The 15,154-nt window shown below is 73.6% G+C and carries 13 protein-coding genes; 8 read left to right on the top strand and 5 right to left on the bottom strand.

Annotated elements, in window-relative coordinates:
* The first annotated feature begins 106 nt into the window (after nucleotides 1-106).
* From aceE to ACIP9H_RS25405, 4 genes are all read left to right on the top strand, one after another.
* On the top strand, nucleotides 107-2,812 hold the full coding sequence (gene aceE / locus ACIP9H_RS25420; RefSeq protein WP_401589556.1) for a pyruvate dehydrogenase (acetyl-transferring), homodimeric type: 2,706 nt from the start codon (nucleotides 107-109) through the stop codon (nucleotides 2,810-2,812).
* 140 nt (nucleotides 2,813-2,952) lie between these two features.
* Nucleotides 2,953-3,432 carry a MarR family winged helix-turn-helix transcriptional regulator gene (locus ACIP9H_RS25415; protein WP_401589559.1) on the top strand — a complete coding sequence of 160 codons (480 nt, stop codon included), beginning with the start codon at nucleotides 2,953-2,955 and terminating at the stop codon, nucleotides 3,430-3,432.
* A 60-nt stretch (nucleotides 3,433-3,492) separates the two neighbouring features.
* The gene (locus tag ACIP9H_RS25410) at nucleotides 3,493-5,205 is read left to right on the top strand and encodes an MFS transporter (protein WP_401589561.1); all 1,713 of its coding nucleotides are present in this window, start codon (nucleotides 3,493-3,495) and stop codon (nucleotides 5,203-5,205) included.
* 159 nt (nucleotides 5,206-5,364) lie between these two features.
* Nucleotides 5,365-6,891, top strand: coding sequence for a glutamate synthase subunit beta (locus ACIP9H_RS25405; protein ID WP_401589563.1), 1,527 nt, complete (start codon nucleotides 5,365-5,367; stop codon nucleotides 6,889-6,891).
* Here the strand turns inward: ACIP9H_RS25405 and ACIP9H_RS25400 are convergent.
* Genes ACIP9H_RS25400 through ACIP9H_RS25385 form a run of 4 tightly spaced genes read right to left on the bottom strand, consistent with a single transcriptional unit; the run spans nucleotide 6,860 to nucleotide 10,933 of the window.
* Nucleotides 6,860-7,897, bottom strand: coding sequence for a Gfo/Idh/MocA family protein (locus ACIP9H_RS25400; protein ID WP_401589566.1), 1,038 nt, complete (start codon nucleotides 7,895-7,897; stop codon nucleotides 6,860-6,862). The two genes, ACIP9H_RS25405 and ACIP9H_RS25400, sit on opposite strands and share 32 nt — an antisense overlap.
* The gene (locus tag ACIP9H_RS25395; RefSeq protein WP_401589568.1) at nucleotides 7,894-8,898 is read right to left on the bottom strand and encodes a Gfo/Idh/MocA family oxidoreductase; all 1,005 of its coding nucleotides are present in this window, start codon (nucleotides 8,896-8,898) and stop codon (nucleotides 7,894-7,896) included. The genes ACIP9H_RS25400 and ACIP9H_RS25395 overlap by 4 nt, the downstream gene beginning before the upstream one ends.
* Before the next feature lie 58 nt (nucleotides 8,899-8,956).
* Nucleotides 8,957-9,733 carry an SDR family oxidoreductase gene (locus tag ACIP9H_RS25390; protein ID WP_401589571.1) on the bottom strand — a complete coding sequence of 259 codons (777 nt, stop codon included), beginning with the start codon at nucleotides 9,731-9,733 and terminating at the stop codon, nucleotides 8,957-8,959.
* A gap of 9 nt (nucleotides 9,734-9,742) precedes the next feature.
* Complete coding sequence (locus ACIP9H_RS25385) at nucleotides 9,743-10,933, bottom strand: phytanoyl-CoA dioxygenase family protein (protein WP_401961003.1); 1,191 nt, start codon at nucleotides 10,931-10,933, stop codon at nucleotides 9,743-9,745.
* A gap of 100 nt (nucleotides 10,934-11,033) precedes the next feature.
* On the opposite strand from ACIP9H_RS25385, the gene ACIP9H_RS25380 reads away from it, so the two are divergent.
* Nucleotides 11,034-12,074, top strand: a complete 1,041-nt coding sequence (locus ACIP9H_RS25380; RefSeq protein ID WP_401589576.1) for a LacI family DNA-binding transcriptional regulator — start codon at nucleotides 11,034-11,036, stop codon at nucleotides 12,072-12,074.
* Nucleotides 12,075-12,102: 28 nt separating this feature from the next.
* On the opposite strand, the gene ACIP9H_RS25375 is transcribed toward ACIP9H_RS25380, so the two are convergent.
* Nucleotides 12,103-12,417 (bottom strand): hypothetical protein, encoded by a 315-nt coding sequence (locus tag ACIP9H_RS25375; RefSeq protein WP_401589579.1) that lies wholly within the window; start codon nucleotides 12,415-12,417, stop codon nucleotides 12,103-12,105.
* Nucleotides 12,418-12,758: 341 nt separating this feature from the next.
* On the opposite strand from ACIP9H_RS25375, the gene ACIP9H_RS25370 reads away from it, so the two are divergent.
* The 3 genes from ACIP9H_RS25370 to ACIP9H_RS25360 are packed head-to-tail and all read left to right on the top strand — an operon-like array spanning nucleotide 12,759 to nucleotide 15,112.
* Complete coding sequence (locus ACIP9H_RS25370; protein WP_401589582.1) at nucleotides 12,759-13,631, top strand: aldo/keto reductase; 873 nt, start codon at nucleotides 12,759-12,761, stop codon at nucleotides 13,629-13,631.
* A 28-nt stretch (nucleotides 13,632-13,659) separates the two neighbouring features.
* Nucleotides 13,660-14,508, top strand: coding sequence for an oxidoreductase (locus ACIP9H_RS25365; protein WP_401961000.1), 849 nt, complete (start codon nucleotides 13,660-13,662; stop codon nucleotides 14,506-14,508).
* Entirely contained in the window at nucleotides 14,489-15,112 is a 624-nt protein-coding gene (locus ACIP9H_RS25360) for a TetR/AcrR family transcriptional regulator (RefSeq protein WP_401960998.1), read from the top strand. The genes ACIP9H_RS25365 and ACIP9H_RS25360 overlap by 20 nt, the downstream gene beginning before the upstream one ends.
* Nucleotides 15,113-15,154 lie beyond the last annotated feature (42 nt).

The following is a 15,154-nucleotide window of genomic DNA, read 5'->3' as shown; positions in this document are numbered from 1 at the left end:
TCCCCGTGCATACTGCTGTGACACCCGTCACATTCATTTGATCGATCATCGATCATAACTATGCTGGAAGCGGCCCCGCCCAGAACCAGTTGGAAGGCGGTCACCGATGACCGACGCCACGCCGAGCACACCCGCTCACCTGCCCGACCCCGACCCCGAGGAGACCGGCGAGTGGGCCGCCTCCCTGGACGCGGTCAGCCATGCCGCCGGCCCGCACCGCGCCGCCTACCTGATGCGCCGCACGCTGGACCATGCCCGGGCCACGGGACTGGACGTGCCCGGTCCCCTGGAGACGGCGTACGTCAACACCATCGCCACCGCCGACGAGCCCGTGCTGCCCGGCGACGAGGAGATGGAACGCCGCATCGCCGCCTGGAACCGGTGGAACGCGGCCGCGATGGTGACCCGCGGCAGCCGGCAGGGCCTCGGCGGGCACATCGCGACCTTCGCCTCCGCCGCCTGGCTGTACGAGACGGGCTTCAACCACTTCTTCCACGGCAAGCAGGCGCCGGGCGCCACGCTGTCCGGCGACGCGCGGCCGGCCTCCGGCGACCAGCTCTATATCCAGGGCCACGCCTCCCCCGGCATCTACGCCCGCGCCTTCCTGGACGGCCGGCTCACCGAGGCCGACCTGGACCGCTTCCGCCAGGAGGCGGGCGGCAACGGCCTGCCCTCGTACCCGCACCCGCGCCGGCTGCCGTGGCTGTGGGAGTTCCCCACCGTCTCGATGGGCCTCGGCCCGCTGAGCGCCATCCACCAGGCGCGGTTCAACCGCTACCTGCACCACCGCGGCATCAAGGACACCTCGGCCTCGCACGTGTGGGCGTTCCTCGGCGACGGCGAGATGGACGAGCCCGAGTCGACCGCGGCCCTGGCGCTGGCCGGCCGCGAGGGGCTGGACAACCTCACCTTCGTCATCAACTGCAACCTCCAGCGGCTCGACGGCCCGGTGCGCGCCAACTTCAAGATCGTGCAGGAGCTGGAGGCCCAGTTCCGCGCGGCCGGCTGGAACGTCGTGAAGTCGCTGTGGGGCTCCGCCTGGGACGAGCTGTTCGCGCTCGACACCACCGGCGCCCTGGTGCGGCGGCTGCGCCAGGTACCGGACGGCCAGTTCCAGACGTACGCCACCCGCGACGCCGCGTACATCCGCGAGCACTTCTTCGGCGCCGACCCGGCACTCGTCGAGATGGCCCGGCTGCTGACCGACGCGAAGATCGCCGAGTGCTTCCACACCTCCCGCGGCGGCCACGAGCCGCGCAAGGTGTACGCCGCCTACCGTGCCGCGGTCGAGCACAAGGGCGCGCCCACCGTGATCCTCGCCCAGACGGTGAAGGGCTGGACCCTCGGCCCGGGCTTCGAGTCGCGCAACGCCAACCACCAGATGAAGAAGCTGTCCGGCGAGCAGTTCCGCGCCATGCGCGACCTGCTGGAGCTGCCCATCGCGGACAGCACCCTCGACACCGACCTGGTGCCCTACGTCCACCCGGGCGCGAACTCGCCCGAGGTGCGCTACCTCCAGGAGCGCCGCGCCGCCCTCGGCGGCCCCGCCCCGGCCCGCACCGTGCACCCCGTCGCGCTGCCCGAGCCGCCGGCCAAGGCCTTCGAGGCCCTCGCCAAGGGCTCCGGCGGCCAGGAGATCGCCACCACCATGGCACTCGTCCGGCTGGTGAAGGACCTGATGCGGGACAAGGAGACCGGCCGCCGCTGGGTGCCGATCGTCCCCGACGAGGCGCGCACCTTCGGCATGGAGTCGCTCTTCCCGAGCGCCGGCATCTACTCGCCGCTCGGCCAGACCTACGACCCGGTCGACCGCGACATGCTGATGTACTACCGGGAGGCCAAGGACGGCCAGGTCCTCAACGAGGGGATCACCGAGGCCGGTTCGATGGCCGAGTTCACGGCCGCGGCGACCGCGTACGCCACGCACGGCGAGCCCATGATCCCGCTGTACATCTTCTACTCGATGTTCGGCTGGCAGCGGACCGCGGACCAGATGTGGGCCCTGGCCGACCAGCTCGGCCGCGGCTTCCTGGTCGGCGCGACCGCCGGGCGCACCACCATGACCGGCGAGGGCCTCCAGCACGCGGACGGGCACTCGCACCTGATCGCCTCCACCAACCCGGCGGCGGTCGCCTACGACCCGGCGTTCGCCTACGAGGTGGGCGTGATCGTCCGCGACGGGCTGCGGCGCATGTTCGGGCCGGACGCCGAGGACGTCTTCTACTACCTCACGGTCTACAACGAGACCAAGGTACAGCCGCCGATGCCCGACGCCCCCGGCGTCGAGGAGGGCATCGTCAAGGGCCTGTACCGCTTCCGCGAGGCCGGTACCGCCGGACTGGCCGCCGACGCGCCGCGCCTGCAACTGCTCGCGTCGGGCACCGCCGTCCACTGGGCGCTGGAGGCCCAGCGGCTGCTGGCCGCCGAGTGGGGCGTGGCGGCGGACGTCTGGTCGGCCCCCTCGTGGACCGAGCTGCGCCGCGGCGGTCTGGCGTACGACGCGGCCCGGCTGCGCGGTGAGGAACCGCCGCTGCCGCACGTCACCCGGGTCCTGGAGGGCGCGCCCGGTCCGGTTCTCGCGGTGAGCGACTGGATGCGCGCGGTCCCGGACCAGATCAGCCAGTGGGTGCCGCAGGACTGGTACTCCCTCGGCACCGACGGTTTCGGGCTCTCCGACACCCGTGAGGCCGCCCGGCGCCACTTCGGCGTCGACCCGCAGTCGGTCGTCCTGGCGGCGCTCGCAGCATTGGCCGCACGCGGCGAGGTCAAGCGGGAGGCGGTCGAGGAGGCCCGCGAGCGGTACGGACTGTAGTCCGCCGGCGGGTCCTCCCCCGCCCCCGAAGCCCCCGTGCGCCCTGACACGCACGGGGGCTTCGGCATGTCCGGGGGCGCTTGCCGCAGGCTCCGGCGCGCCCTCTGCCGAGATACATAAGCCAGTGATATAAATTTCTTATGCATCTTCCCGGAGACGACGCGGCCCACGCCGAGGCGGTCGAGGTCGCCAAGGCCCTGGAGCGGCTGTACCGCATGCTGCGCAGGCTCAGTCAGCCGAGCGAGCTGTCGCTCACCACGGTGGCCACGCTGTCGACCCTGGAGCAGTCGGGCCCCTTCCGGCTGACCGAACTGGCGGCCCTGGAAGGGGTCACCCAGCCCGCGATGACCCAGGTGGTCTCACGGCTCCAGGAATCGGGGTTCGCCGAGCGGCGGGCCGACCCGGCGGACGGCCGCGTCGTACTGGTCCACATCACCGACGCCGGCCGGGCGGCGATCGCCCGGCGCCGCGCGCTGCGGGCCGAACGCCTCTCGGAACTGCTGGAGCACCTGAGCGCGCAGGAGCGGCTGGCGCTGAGCGAGGCGCTGCCGGCCATCGAGGCCCTGACCCGGCTGGGGTCACCGGCCGCGTCGCCCACGACCCGGCGCGCCGCCGACTGACGCCGGTCGGCACCGACCGGCACCGATTGATCAGGATCCGTTCGACATCGGAGCAGCCTCATGAATGCGCACGCGCCATCGTCCCGTTCCGTGAATCCGTTCAAGCAGCCGAAGGCCGTGTTCGCGGTCGCCTTCGCCTGTGTGGTCTCGTTCATGGGGATCGGCCTGGTCGACCCGATCCTGCCCGCGATATCGAGCCAACTGGACGCCTCCCCGAGCCAGGTGACGCTGCTGTTCACCAGCTACCTGGTGGTCACCGCGGTCGCCATGCTGATCACCGGCTGGGTCTCCAGCCGGGTGGGGGCCAAGCGCACGCTCATCGCGGGACTCGCCCTGATCGTGGTGTTCGCCGCGCTCGCCGGCGCCTCCGGAAGCATCGGCGGCATCGTCGGCTTCCGGGCCGGCTGGGGCGTCGGCAACGCGCTCTTCATCGCCACCTCCCTCGCGGTGATCGTCGCGTCGGCGAGCGGCGGCTTCGCCGGCGCGATCATCCTCTACGAGACCGCGCTGGGCATCGGCATCGCGGTCGGCCCGCTGCTCGGCGGCGTCCTGGGCGAAGTGAGCTGGCGCGGCCCGTTCTTCGGCGTCGCCGTGCTGATGTCCGTCGCGCTGATCGCCACCGTGGTGCTGGTCGATCCCATGCCCCTGCCGGCCCGCAGGACCGGGCTCACCGAGCCGCTGAAGGCACTGCGCCACCGCGGTCTGCTGACGATGTCGCTCACCGCGCTCTGCTACAACTGGGCGTTCTTCACCGTGCTCGGCTACGCCCCGTTCCCGATGGGCCTCGGCGCCATCCAGCTCGGCCTGGTCTTCACCGGCTGGGGCGCCCTCGTCGCCGTCTTCGCCGTCTTCGGCGCGCCGTGGCTGCAGGCCCGCCTCGGGATCGCCAGGACGCTCTACGCCAACCTGGCGCTGTTCGCCCTGACCGTGCTGGCCATCGCGATCTGGACCGACCACCCGGCCGTGCTGATCGTCTGCGTGGTCGTGGCCGGTGTCTTCATCGGCGTCAACAACACCGTCACCACCCAGGCCGTGATGACCGTGTCGCCGGTCGACCGCGGCGTCGCGTCGGCCGCTTACGGCTTCGTCCGCTTCATCGGCGGCGGCCTCGCCCCCTTCGCCGCGGGCAAGCTGGTCGAGGCCTTCAACGTCCATGTGCCGTTCTACATCGGCGCGGGCGCGCTCGTGCTGGGCATCGTGATCCTCTCCACGGCGCACGGACTGCTGGGCCGGTCCGAGCGGCTGCAGGCGGAGCAGGTCGCGCCGGACGCGGCGCCGTCGCTGCTGCCGGTCGAGCACGACGCGGCCGTGGCGCACGACGCCGCCAAGGGCGCGATCGTCGCGGCTGTCGACGGCTCCGCGCACGCCGGGCGGGTCGCCGAGGCCGCCGGACGGCTGGCGACCCTCAACGGCCGCACGGTGTACGTGGTCCACGCGGAGGAGGCCGCGGTCTCCGGGGAGTCGGCGACCGAGGGCGAGGACCTGGAGTCCGCGAGGAACGCGGTACGCCGGCACCTGGACCGGCTCGCCGCGCAGGGCATACCGGCGGTCGGGCACGTCCTGCGGCACGCCACCGGCCACGGCGAGGTCGGCCGGCTCATCGCCGAGCACGCCGCGGCCGCCGGGGCGCGCGCCATCGTCGTCGGCGCCCCGACGCACGGCGGGCTCTCCGCGCTGATGGACGCGAGCGCGGGGCAGGCGCTGCTGCGCCACGCGACCTGCGACATCGTGCTGATCAACCCGCGGTCCGCGGAGGTGGGCAGCGCCGCCTGACCGGCTCCGCGGCGGCCGGCGGGCCGGCCGCGTCCCCTTGCCGCCACACCGGTCGAAATCCGTAGGCAACGGACGTAGGGTGGCCGGACGGTGCGGTTCGCCGGGGGACGCGGCCACCGTGCTCTTCATGATCGTCACGCAGGCGCGCCGGAGGCGGCCATGGCGGACCCCAAGGGCTTTCTCACCACCCCTCGCCGTACTCCCGAACGGCGCCCGGTGGACGAGCGGGTGCGGGACTGGCATGAGGTGTACACGGGCCAGAGCCTGCTGCCGATCGTCTCCGCCCAGGCGGGCCGGTGCATGGACTGCGGCATCCCGTTCTGCCACGCCGCCTGCCCGCTGGGGAACATGATCCCGGACTGGAACGACCTGGTCTTCCGCGAGGACTGGGCCGCGGCCTGCGAGCACCTGCACGCCACCAACAACTTCCCCGAATTCACGGGCCGGCTCTGCCCGGCGCCCTGCGAGAGCGCCTGCGTCCTCACGATCAACGCCGACCCCGTCACGATCAAGAACGTCGAGGTGGCGATCGCCGACCGGGCCTGGGCCGACGGCCTCGCCGTCCCCCTCCCCCCGGAGCGGCACACCGGCCGCACCGTGGCCGTCGTCGGGTCGGGGCCCGCCGGACTGGCCGCCGCGCAGCAGCTCACCCGGGCGGGACACACGGTCACGGTGTACGAGCGCGACGACCGGCTGGGCGGCCTCCTCCGGTACGGGATACCGGAGTTCAAGATGGAGAAGCACCACCTGGACCGCCGGCTGTGCCAGATGCGGGCCGAGGGCACCCGCTTCCGCACCGGAACCGAGGTCGGCGGCGACCTCGACGCGCACCGGGTGATCGCCGAGCACGACGCGGTGCTGCTCGCGGTGGGCGCCCGCGCCTGGCGCGAACTGCCCGTACCCGGACGTGAGTTGGCGGGCATCCATCAGGCCATGGACTACCTGACCCTGGCCAACCGGGTGTGCGAGGGCGATCTCGCCTCGTCACCGATCAGCGCGGAGGGCAAGGACGTGGTGATCGTCGGCGGCGGCGACACCGGCGCCGACTGCCTGGGGACCGTGCTGCGCCAGCAGGCCGCCTCCGTGGTCCAGCTCGACATCAACCCCCTGCCGGGCTGGGACCGCCCCGAGCACGAGCCCTGGCCGGTGTACCCCCGGGTCTTCCGGATCTCCCCCGCCCACGAGGAGGCCCGGCTGCTGGGCCGCCGTGAGCACTGGGACACCGCCGAGCACGGCTGCGTCCCGCTGCCCGGGCCGCAGGGCGACATCCGGGTCTTCTCCGCCTCCACGTTCCGCTTCGAGGGGGACGACGACGGGCATGTCGCCTCCCTGCACCTCGTCGGCGTGGAGCCCACCGGGCGGCGTCCCCGGGCCGGCACCGAGCGGGTCGTCCCGGCCCAGATGGTGCTGCTCGCCCTGGGCTTCTCGGGCCCCGAGCACAACACCGGCGTCGTGCCGCAACTGGGCCTGGAACTCGACGCGCGCGGCCGGATCGCCCGCGACGACGCCTTCGCCACCACCGTGGAGAAGGTCTTCGTCGCGGGCGACGCCGGGCGCGGTCAGTCGCTGATCGTCTGGGCCATCGCCGAGGGCCGCTCGGCGGCGGCGGCCGTGGACCGCGCGCTGCGCGGGACGACCTGCCTGCCGGCGCCGATCAGGCCGACGGACCAGCCGCTGGTGGTGTGACGGCCGCGAAGCGCGGGCGCGGCTCGAAGCCCGCCGCGCGGTAGACGTCGTCGATCAGGCGCATCGACTCCACCGCGTCGTCGGCGTCGGTGGCCACCCGGGTCCCGCCGCGCACCAGGTCGGCGAAGGCCTCCAGCTGGTACGTGTACGAGGTGCGCCGGCCCAGCTCCTCCACCCGCTCGCCCTCCGCCGTCCGCACCGTCAGCCGGTCGTCGAGGTGCGGCAGGACGAAGTTGGCGACGGTCGCCTCGCCGAGGCTGCCGACCACGCGCATGCTCATGTCCTCGGTCGCCGAGTCCATGTTGCAGCGCGCGATGCCGGTGGCACCGCCGGGGAAGACGAGGTCGGCCTCGATCCACTCGTCCACGCCGGGCATCCCGGCGCGCTCGCCACCGCGGGCGGCCGCCAGGCGCGGTGCCCCGCCGCCCCAGGGGGCGAGGGCGCGGTGCGCGTGCAGGGCGTAGCAGCCGAGATCCATCATCGCGCCGCCGGCGAGCTCCAGCGACCAGCGGGGGTCGGTGTCCGGCGGGGCGGGGATGTTCACCGTGGCCTCGACGTGCCGCAGCTCGCCGAGCTCACCGGTCTCCAGCAGCTCGTGCAGGCGCCGGACCACGGGGTGGTACAGGTTGTGGAACGCCTCCATGAAGGCGACGCCCGCCTTCGCGGCGGCGTCCCGGACCTCGATCGCCTCCTCCAGGTTGCTGGCGGAGGGCTTCTCGGTGAGGACGTGCTTGCCCGCCGCGATCGCGGCGAGGTTCCACGGTCCGTGCAGGCCGTTGGCGAGCGGGTTGTAGATCGCCTCGATCTCGGGGTCGGCGATCAGGTCGGCGTAGGAGTCGTGGACACGCTCGACGCCGTTGGCGGCGGCGAACTCCTCGGCCCGGCCGCGGTCGCGGGCGGCGACGGCCACCAGGCGGTGGCCGGTGATCCGGGCAGGGTCCACGATGGCGCGCCCGGCGATGCGGGCGGCGCCGAGCACTCCGATGCGCAGGGGTTCGGTGCTCATGCGGTACGTACCTCTTCCATCCGTACGGGTCGGCGGTCGCGCAATGACAGCGTGCAGGCTTCGGCGATCCAGCCCGCCTCGACCGCGTCCGCGACGCTACACGGCGACGGCCGGCGGCCCGCGACCACCTCGGTGAAAGCGGCCAGCTCGGCCTGGTAGGCGGCGCGGAAGCGGTCCAGGAAGAAGTGGTGCGGCGGTCCGGCGGGGAAGCGGGCGCCGGGCTCGACGGAGCGCAGCGGCAGCCCGTCCTCCAGGCCCACCGCGATGCTGTCCTTCGTACCGTGCAGCTCCATCCGCACGTCGTAACCGCGGGGGTTGTGGCGGCTGTTGGAGATCAGGGCGAGCGTGCCGTCGTCGAGCGTGAGCACGGTCGCCGCGGTGTCGGCGTCGCCGGCCGCGGCGATGTAGGCGGCGCCGCGGTTGCCGCCCGTCGCATACACCTCGGTGACCTCGCGGCCGGTCACCCAGCGCACGATGTCGAAGTCGTGGACCGAGCAGTCGCGGAAGATGCCGCCGGAGACGGCGACATAGGCGGCGGGCGGCGGCTCGGGGTCGAGGGTGGTGGAGCGGACGGTGTGCAGCAGGCCCAGCTCACCGGCGGCGACGGCCTGCCGCGCGGCGGCGAAGCCGGCGTCGAAGCGCCGGTTGTAGCCGATCTGCACGGGAACGCCGCTGTCCTGGACGGCGCGCAGCACCTCGGTGCTCTCCCCGATCGTGCGGGCGACGGGCTTCTCGCAGAAGACGGGCACGCCCGCCTTGACCGCGGCCAGGATCAGCTGGGGGTGGGCGTCCGTCGCGGCGGCGACGACGATCCCGTCGACACCCGAGGCCAGCACCTCCTCCGGTGAGGAGGCGACCTCGGCGCCGTGCCGGACGGCGGCGGCCTCGGCCGCGGCGGCGACGGGGTCGGTGACGACCAGGGACTCCACGACGGGCAGCGCGGCCAGGGTCTCCGCGTGGAGGGCCCCGATCCGGCCGAGGCCCATCAGGCCGATGCGCATGGGTGGTTGCTCCTTGTGACAGCGGACGGTGAACGGTGGGGGTGCGCAGCGGGAGGGGTCAGTCCAGGCCGCCGAGGACGTTCTGGTCCCAGTCGACGACCGATCCGGTGACCACACCACTGCGGTCGGACAGCAGCAGCACGACGAAGTCGGCGATCTCGTCGGCCCGCCCGAGCCGCCCCATGGGGAGCCGGCGGCCCGCCTCCTCGCGCCAGTCGTCGCCGGCCCCGTGGAAGGCCCGCTGTGTGGCGTCCTCGCCCTCGGTGTCGGTCCAGCCGATGTTGAGACCGTTGATCCGCACGCGGTCGAAGCGGTGGGCGTGCGCCGCGTTGCGGGTCAGCCCTGCCAGGCCCGCCTTCGCCGCCACGTAGGGGGCGAGGAACGGCTGCCCGCCGTGCGCGGAGGAGGAGATCACGTTGACGATCGCGCCCGGCGCCGAGCGGGCGACCATGTCGGCGACGGCGGCCTGCATCGCGAAGAACGGGCCGCGCAGATTGACGGCGACGTGCGCGTCGAAGAGCTCGGGGGTGGTGTCCAGCAAGGTGCCGCGCGAGGTGAGGCCCGCGGCGTTGACCAGGCAGTCGATGCGGCCGTGGGCGGCCACGACGGCCTCCACGGAGCCGCGTGCCTGTGCCGGGTCGGCCAGGTCGCAGCGCAGGTACGCGGACGTGGCGCCGGCGTCGGCCAGTTCGGCCGCCAGCGCCTCCCCGGGCCCGGGCCTGCGTCCCGTGACGGTCACGGCGGCGCCCTCGCGGGCGGCGGCCCGGGCGACGGCGGCGCCGATCCCCTGGCTGCCGCCGTTGACCAGGACGATCTTGTCCTGCAGCAGTCCCATGCGGGCCTCCTAACGGCTCGTACGGCGTTCGGCGGCCGCCCGCAGTGCGGCGCGCAGGGTGTCCGGGCTCCATTCCTCGCCGAGCGCGCGGCGCAGCGTGTCGGCCTGCGAGGGCGGGGCGAGGCCGTCCACCGGCGGGTCGCGGTCGAGGTTCGTGGGGAAGGGGTAGCCCTCGGCGCACGCCGCGACGACGGCGTCGAGCGCGGCCCCGCCGGCGCCCGCGGCCTTCATCCGCAGCAGTTCCGGATACACGGCGTTCGTCATGGCCTCGCGGTCGACGCTCTCCATGGCGCGCCCGAAGGCGGAGGAGATCTGGAGGAGGTTGGCCATCCGCCGGATGTCCGCGGAGCGGTTGTGGCCGGCGGCGTGGAACAGCGCGGGGTTGAAGAAGACGGCGTCGCCCTTGGCCAGCGGCAGCTGGACGTGGTGGTCCTCGAAGTACGCCCGGAACTCCGGCAGCCGCCAGGCGAGATAGCCGGGCTCGTACTTCTGCGAGTGCGGCAGGTAGAGGGTCGGCCCGCTCTCGACGGGCATGTCGCAGTGCGCGACGGCGCCCTGGAGGGTCAGCACGGGCGAGAGCCGGTGGACGTGGGCGGGGAAGCGGGCGGCGGTCCCGGCGGACAGGAAGCCGAGGTGGTAGTCGCGGTGCACGGTCTGCGCGGCGCCGCCGGGGTTGACCACGTTGATCTGCGAGGTGATCTGGTGGTCCGGGCCGAGCCAGGCACCGGCGGCCAGCGCGACGGCCTCGTTGGCGTAGTACGCGGCGAAGACCGCGGGGGCGGCCACGGCCAGTTTCTCCATGGCGTTCCAGACCCGGTCGTTGGCGCCGGGCCGGGCGAAGTGGTCACCGCCGCCGGTGCCCGCGGCGCGCTGATCGCGGATGATGCCCTCGAAGGCCTCGGTGGCCCGGTCGACGACGTCCGGGTCCGGGAAGGCCCGGCGGAGCACGACGATCCCGGGGCCGTCCATCAGGACGCGGGCGAGCTCGGCCTGGGCCTCGCGGCGGCCTTCCGGCGTGGCGGCCAGGGCGAGCAGCCGCTCGCTGTCGTACAGCGGGACGCCGTGCTCGACGGCCTCGGCGTGCGGGTGGCCGGCCGGATCGGTGGCCTGCTCGGTCAGTGCGCGCAGGGCGTCGAGGTCGCAGTCGTCCTCGGACAGCCACATCCGCGGTCCCGCGGCGGTGAGGGACGTGAAGGACATCGGGGGTCCTTTCGACGGGCGGGGTTTTCCTGAAAGTCTAGGAACGTCAGTCCCTCGATCAACCGCAGAGAACCATCAAAAACCCCTCAGGAACCAGCCCATGGGCCATCCCTTCCCGATCCGCGAGATCGCCCGCCAGGCCGGTCTCAGCGAGGCCACCGTCGACCGCGTCCTCAACGGGCGCGGCGGGGTCCGCGAGAGCACCGCGCGCGAGGTCCACCAGGCCGTCGCCGACCTGCGGCGGCAGCACGCGCAGATCCGCCTGGGCGGCCGCACCTTCATGATCGACATCGTGATGCAGGCCCCGGAGCGCTTCTCCACGGCGGTACGCGCCGCGCTGGAGGCCGAACTGCCGTCCCTGCGGCCCGCGGTGATGCGCTCGCGCTTCCACTTCCGGGAGACGGGGCCGGTCACGGGACTGGTCGCGGGCCTCGACCGGATCGCCGAGCGCGGCTCGCAGGGCGTGCTGCTGAAGGCACCGGACGTGCCCGAGGTGACGGCCGCCGTGGGCCGGCTCGTGGCGGCGGGCATCCCGGTGGTGACGCTGGTGACGGACCTTCCGGCGAGCGGGCGGCTGGCGTACGTCGGCATCGACAACCGGGCGGCGGGCGCCACGGCCGCCTATCTGGTCGGGCAGTGGCTCGGCGACCGGCCCGGCAATGTGCTGGTGACCATCAGCCGGGGCTTCTTCCGCGGCGAGGAGGAGCGGGAGATGGGGTTCCGTTCGACACTGCGGTCCCTGCGGCCGCAGCGCGCGCTGGTGGAGATCACGGACAGCGACGGCCTGGACGACACGCTGCGCGAGCTGGTGCTCGGAGCGCTGCGCCGGGACCCGGAGATCCGCGCGGTCTACTCGATCGGCGGCGGCAACGTGGCCACCGTGGAGGCCTTCGACGCCCTCGGCCGCGAGTGCCGGGTCTTCGTGGCGCACGACCTCGACCAGGACAACACGCGGCTGCTGCGCGAGGGCCGCCTGTCGGCGGTGCTCCACCACGACCTGCGCCAGGACATGCGGCACGCCTGCCAGATCGTCATGCAGGCGCACCGGGCGCTGCCCGGCGCCGCGCACGCGTGGCCCTCGCCCATCCAGGTCATCACGCCGTACAACACCCCGGTGGCGTTCCCCCGCCCGGACCACTGAACCGGCTCCGGGCCGGACGGCCCCCGGATCAGGACCCGGGGGCCACCATCACCCGGGTGTGGAGCATCGGGATGCCCTCGTCCGGGGAGCGGGTGTACGAGGTGCGCACCGAGACGACCCGGACCTCGTGGTCGTGCACGGCGATGTCCTGACCGGTCGCCGGGATCGGGATCGCCCCGCTGCTCCCCATCACGGCCAGCACCGCCTGGCCCGCCCCGTCGCTGCGCTCCCACGCGAACTCCATGGTGTGCCGGACGGGGGTGTCGTGGTAGATGCTCGCCCCGCGGGACAGCTCCTTCTCGCGGTCACTGATGTGCCGCAGCGCGGCAGGCATCTGATCCATGGCGTGCGTCCTCTCGTCCCGCGGTCCACCGGTCACTGTCGGCGATTGTCGCCGACCGCGCGGACGCGCGCCTGCCGAGCGCTCCCGGCTCGTGCCCCGCGGGGCGCGCGGGAGGGGCCTCGGCCGGGCCCTGCCCGGCGTGGCGGAACGAGCCGCGGCCGGGTGCCGCTCGACACCGAGATGGGCAATCCCGCCGAGCACCTGTACCGCTCGGCGGGCCGGATGCCGTACGCGGGGCCCGAAGCGCGCGCACGACGGCCGGGCGGGCCTCAGGAGGAGGGTGCGTCGCGGAAGCGGGCGGCCGGATCCATACTGTACGTACAGTTCTCAGGAGGTTCCTCATGACATCGATCAGCGCGGACACCAGCGCCCGCGATTCCGGCACCTTCGTCATCGGCGGCGACCTGCCGGTGCACCGTCTGGGCTACGGCACCATGCAGCTCACCGGTGAAGGGGTCTGGGGCGACCCGCGGGACCCGGAGGAGGCCGTGCGCGTCCTGCGGCGCGCGGTGGAGCTCGGCGTCACGTTCATCGACACCGCCGACGCCTACGGGCCGTTCACCGCCGACCTGCTGCTGCGCAAGGCGCTGCACCCGTACCCCGCGGACCTGACGATCGCCACGAAGGTCGGCTTCGTGCGGACCGGTCCGGGCGCGTGGGTCCCCGTCGGCCGGCCGGCGTACCTGCGGCAGCAGGTGGAACTCAGCCTGCGCCACCTCGGGGTGGAGCGCATCGCCCTGCTCCAGCTGCACCGCATCGACCCCGAGGTCCCCGTCGCGGACCAGGTCGGCGAGCTCGCCGCGCTCCAGCAGGAGGGCAAGATCCAGCACATCGGGCTCAGCGAGGTCAGCACCGCCGACATCGACGAGGCCGCGCGGACGGCACGCATCGTGTCCGTGCAGAACCGCTACAACCTGGCCGACCGCGCCGCCGAGGACGTCCTCGCGTACGCCGAGCGGCACGACATGGCCTTCATCCCCTGGTTCCCGCTCGCCACCGGCGAACTCGCCAAGCCGGGCGGCCCCCTGGAGCGCATCGCCGCCGACCAGGGCGCGTCCCCGTCGCAGCTCGCCCTGGCGTGGCTGCTGAAGCGCTCGCCCAACATGCTGCCGATCCCGGGCACGTCCCGCGTCGCCCACCTGGAGGACAACATCGCGGCGGCCGGACTCACCCTGACCGACGCGCAGTTCGACGCACTGACCGCGGCGGTCTGACCTCCGCGGCCGGAGAGAGGCGGGAACCATGAGCAGCTGGTTCATCACCGGTGCATCCCGGGGCCTCGGCGCGGAGATCGCCCGCGCCGCGCTGGAGTCGGGACATGTCGTCGCCGCCACCGCGCGCGATCCGCGGGCGGTGGAGGCCCTCTTCCCCGACGCCGGCGACGCGCTCCTCCCGCTGCCGCTCGACGTCACCGACGAGCAGCAGGCGCGGGCCGCCGTCGAGGCGGCGGCCAAGCGGTTCGGCGGCATCGACGTCCTGGTCAACAACGCGGGCCGGGGCGTGCTCGGCGCGGTCGAGGAGGTCTCGGACGCGGCGGCCAAGGCGGTCTACGAGACCAATGTGTTCGGGACCCTCAACGTGCTGCGCGCCGCCCTCCCCGGGATGCGCGCACGCCGCTCGGGGCACATCCTCAACATCAGTTCGGTGGGCGGCTTCGACAGCACACCCGGCTGGGGGGTCTACGCCTCCACGAAGTTCGCCGTGGAGGGCCTGTCGGAGGCGCTCGCCGCCGAGGTCGGCCCGCTGGGCATCCAGGTGACGATCGTGGAACCGGGCCGCTTCCGGACGGACTTCCTCGACAGTTCGAGCCTGCACACCGAGGCCACCCTGATCGAGGACTACGCAGCGACCGCCGGCGGCACCCGCGACACGGCCCCGGAACACAACCACAACCAGCCCGGCGACCCCGCGAAGGCCGCCCGCGCCATCGTCGGCGTCGCGGGCAGCGACAAGGCGCCGCTGCGCCTCCAGTTGGGGGCGGACAGCGTCGAACGGATCGAGGCCAAGCTGCACTCGGTGGCGGACGAGCTGGAGCGGTGGCGCTCCGTGGCCGTCAGTACGGACCACGACGATGTCACTGCCACCGGCTGAGTCGCACCCCCACCCCGCCGTCCCCGTCCCCTCGCCGCACCCGCGCAGCGTCCGGGCGCGGGAGGCGGTCCTGGCCGCCGCCGCCGACCTGCTCGCCGAGGGCGGGCTGGCGGCGGCCACGGTCGACGCGGTCAGCGCCCGGTCGGGCGTCAGCAAGATGACCATCTACAAGCACTGGCCCTCGCGCACCGCCGTCGCCGCCGAGGCGTTCGGCCGGCGGATGGCCGACACGATCCCGCTGCCCGACAGCGGGGACGCGGTGGCCGATCTGTGCGAACAGGTGCGCCGCGTCAGCGGGTTCTTCGCCGGGGACAGCGGCCGGGTCTTCCGCCAGCTACTGGCCGCCTGCGCCACCGACGCCGGCGGCGCGCCCTATTTCCGCGCCTACTTCCTGCAGGCCCGCCGCGAGGCCGTCGCCCAGTTGTGGGAACGCCTCGTCGCCGAGGGCAGGGCCCGGCCCGGGGTCAGCGCGGGCACCGCGACCGATCTGCTCTTCGGACCGCTCGTCTTCCGCCTGATGACCGGGCACGCCCCGCTGGACGCGGAACAGGCCGAGGCCGTCGCGCTCGCCGCGTTGCACGGGCTGCTGGCGGACAGCGCCTGAGGGACGGCGGGCGGGGCGGGCGTACAGGCGCGCGCCAGGGGC

Origin of the sequence: Streptomyces sp. NPDC088732, assembly GCF_044751205.1 — a bacterium.
GTDB lineage: Bacteria > Actinomycetota > Actinomycetes > Streptomycetales > Streptomycetaceae > Actinacidiphila.
The sequence above is the reverse complement of the archived record's forward strand: the minus strand, read 5'-3'. Positions and strand labels throughout refer to the sequence as shown.

Coding starts and splice junctions, on each gene's coding strand:
- aceE (WP_401589556.1), top strand. CDS start 107: ATGACCGACGCCACGCCGAGCACACCCGCTCACCTGCCCGACCCCGAC.
- ACIP9H_RS25415 (WP_401589559.1), top strand. CDS start 2,953: ATGCATCTTCCCGGAGACGACGCGGCCCACGCCGAGGCGGTCGAGGTC.
- ACIP9H_RS25410 (WP_401589561.1), top strand. CDS start 3,493: ATGAATGCGCACGCGCCATCGTCCCGTTCCGTGAATCCGTTCAAGCAG.
- ACIP9H_RS25405 (WP_401589563.1), top strand. CDS start 5,365: ATGGCGGACCCCAAGGGCTTTCTCACCACCCCTCGCCGTACTCCCGAA.
- ACIP9H_RS25400 (WP_401589566.1), bottom strand. CDS start 7,897: ATGAGCACCGAACCCCTGCGCATCGGAGTGCTCGGCGCCGCCCGCATC.
- ACIP9H_RS25395 (WP_401589568.1), bottom strand. CDS start 8,898: ATGCGCATCGGCCTGATGGGCCTCGGCCGGATCGGGGCCCTCCACGCG.
- ACIP9H_RS25390 (WP_401589571.1), bottom strand. CDS start 9,733: ATGGGACTGCTGCAGGACAAGATCGTCCTGGTCAACGGCGGCAGCCAG.
- ACIP9H_RS25385 (WP_401961003.1), bottom strand. CDS start 10,933: ATGTCCTTCACGTCCCTCACCGCCGCGGGACCGCGGATGTGGCTGTCC.
- ACIP9H_RS25380 (WP_401589576.1), top strand. CDS start 11,034: ATGGGCCATCCCTTCCCGATCCGCGAGATCGCCCGCCAGGCCGGTCTC.
- ACIP9H_RS25375 (WP_401589579.1), bottom strand. CDS start 12,417: ATGGATCAGATGCCTGCCGCGCTGCGGCACATCAGTGACCGCGAGAAG.
- ACIP9H_RS25370 (WP_401589582.1), top strand. CDS start 12,759: ATGACATCGATCAGCGCGGACACCAGCGCCCGCGATTCCGGCACCTTC.
- ACIP9H_RS25365 (WP_401961000.1), top strand. CDS start 13,660: ATGAGCAGCTGGTTCATCACCGGTGCATCCCGGGGCCTCGGCGCGGAG.
- ACIP9H_RS25360 (WP_401960998.1), top strand. CDS start 14,489: ATGTCACTGCCACCGGCTGAGTCGCACCCCCACCCCGCCGTCCCCGTC.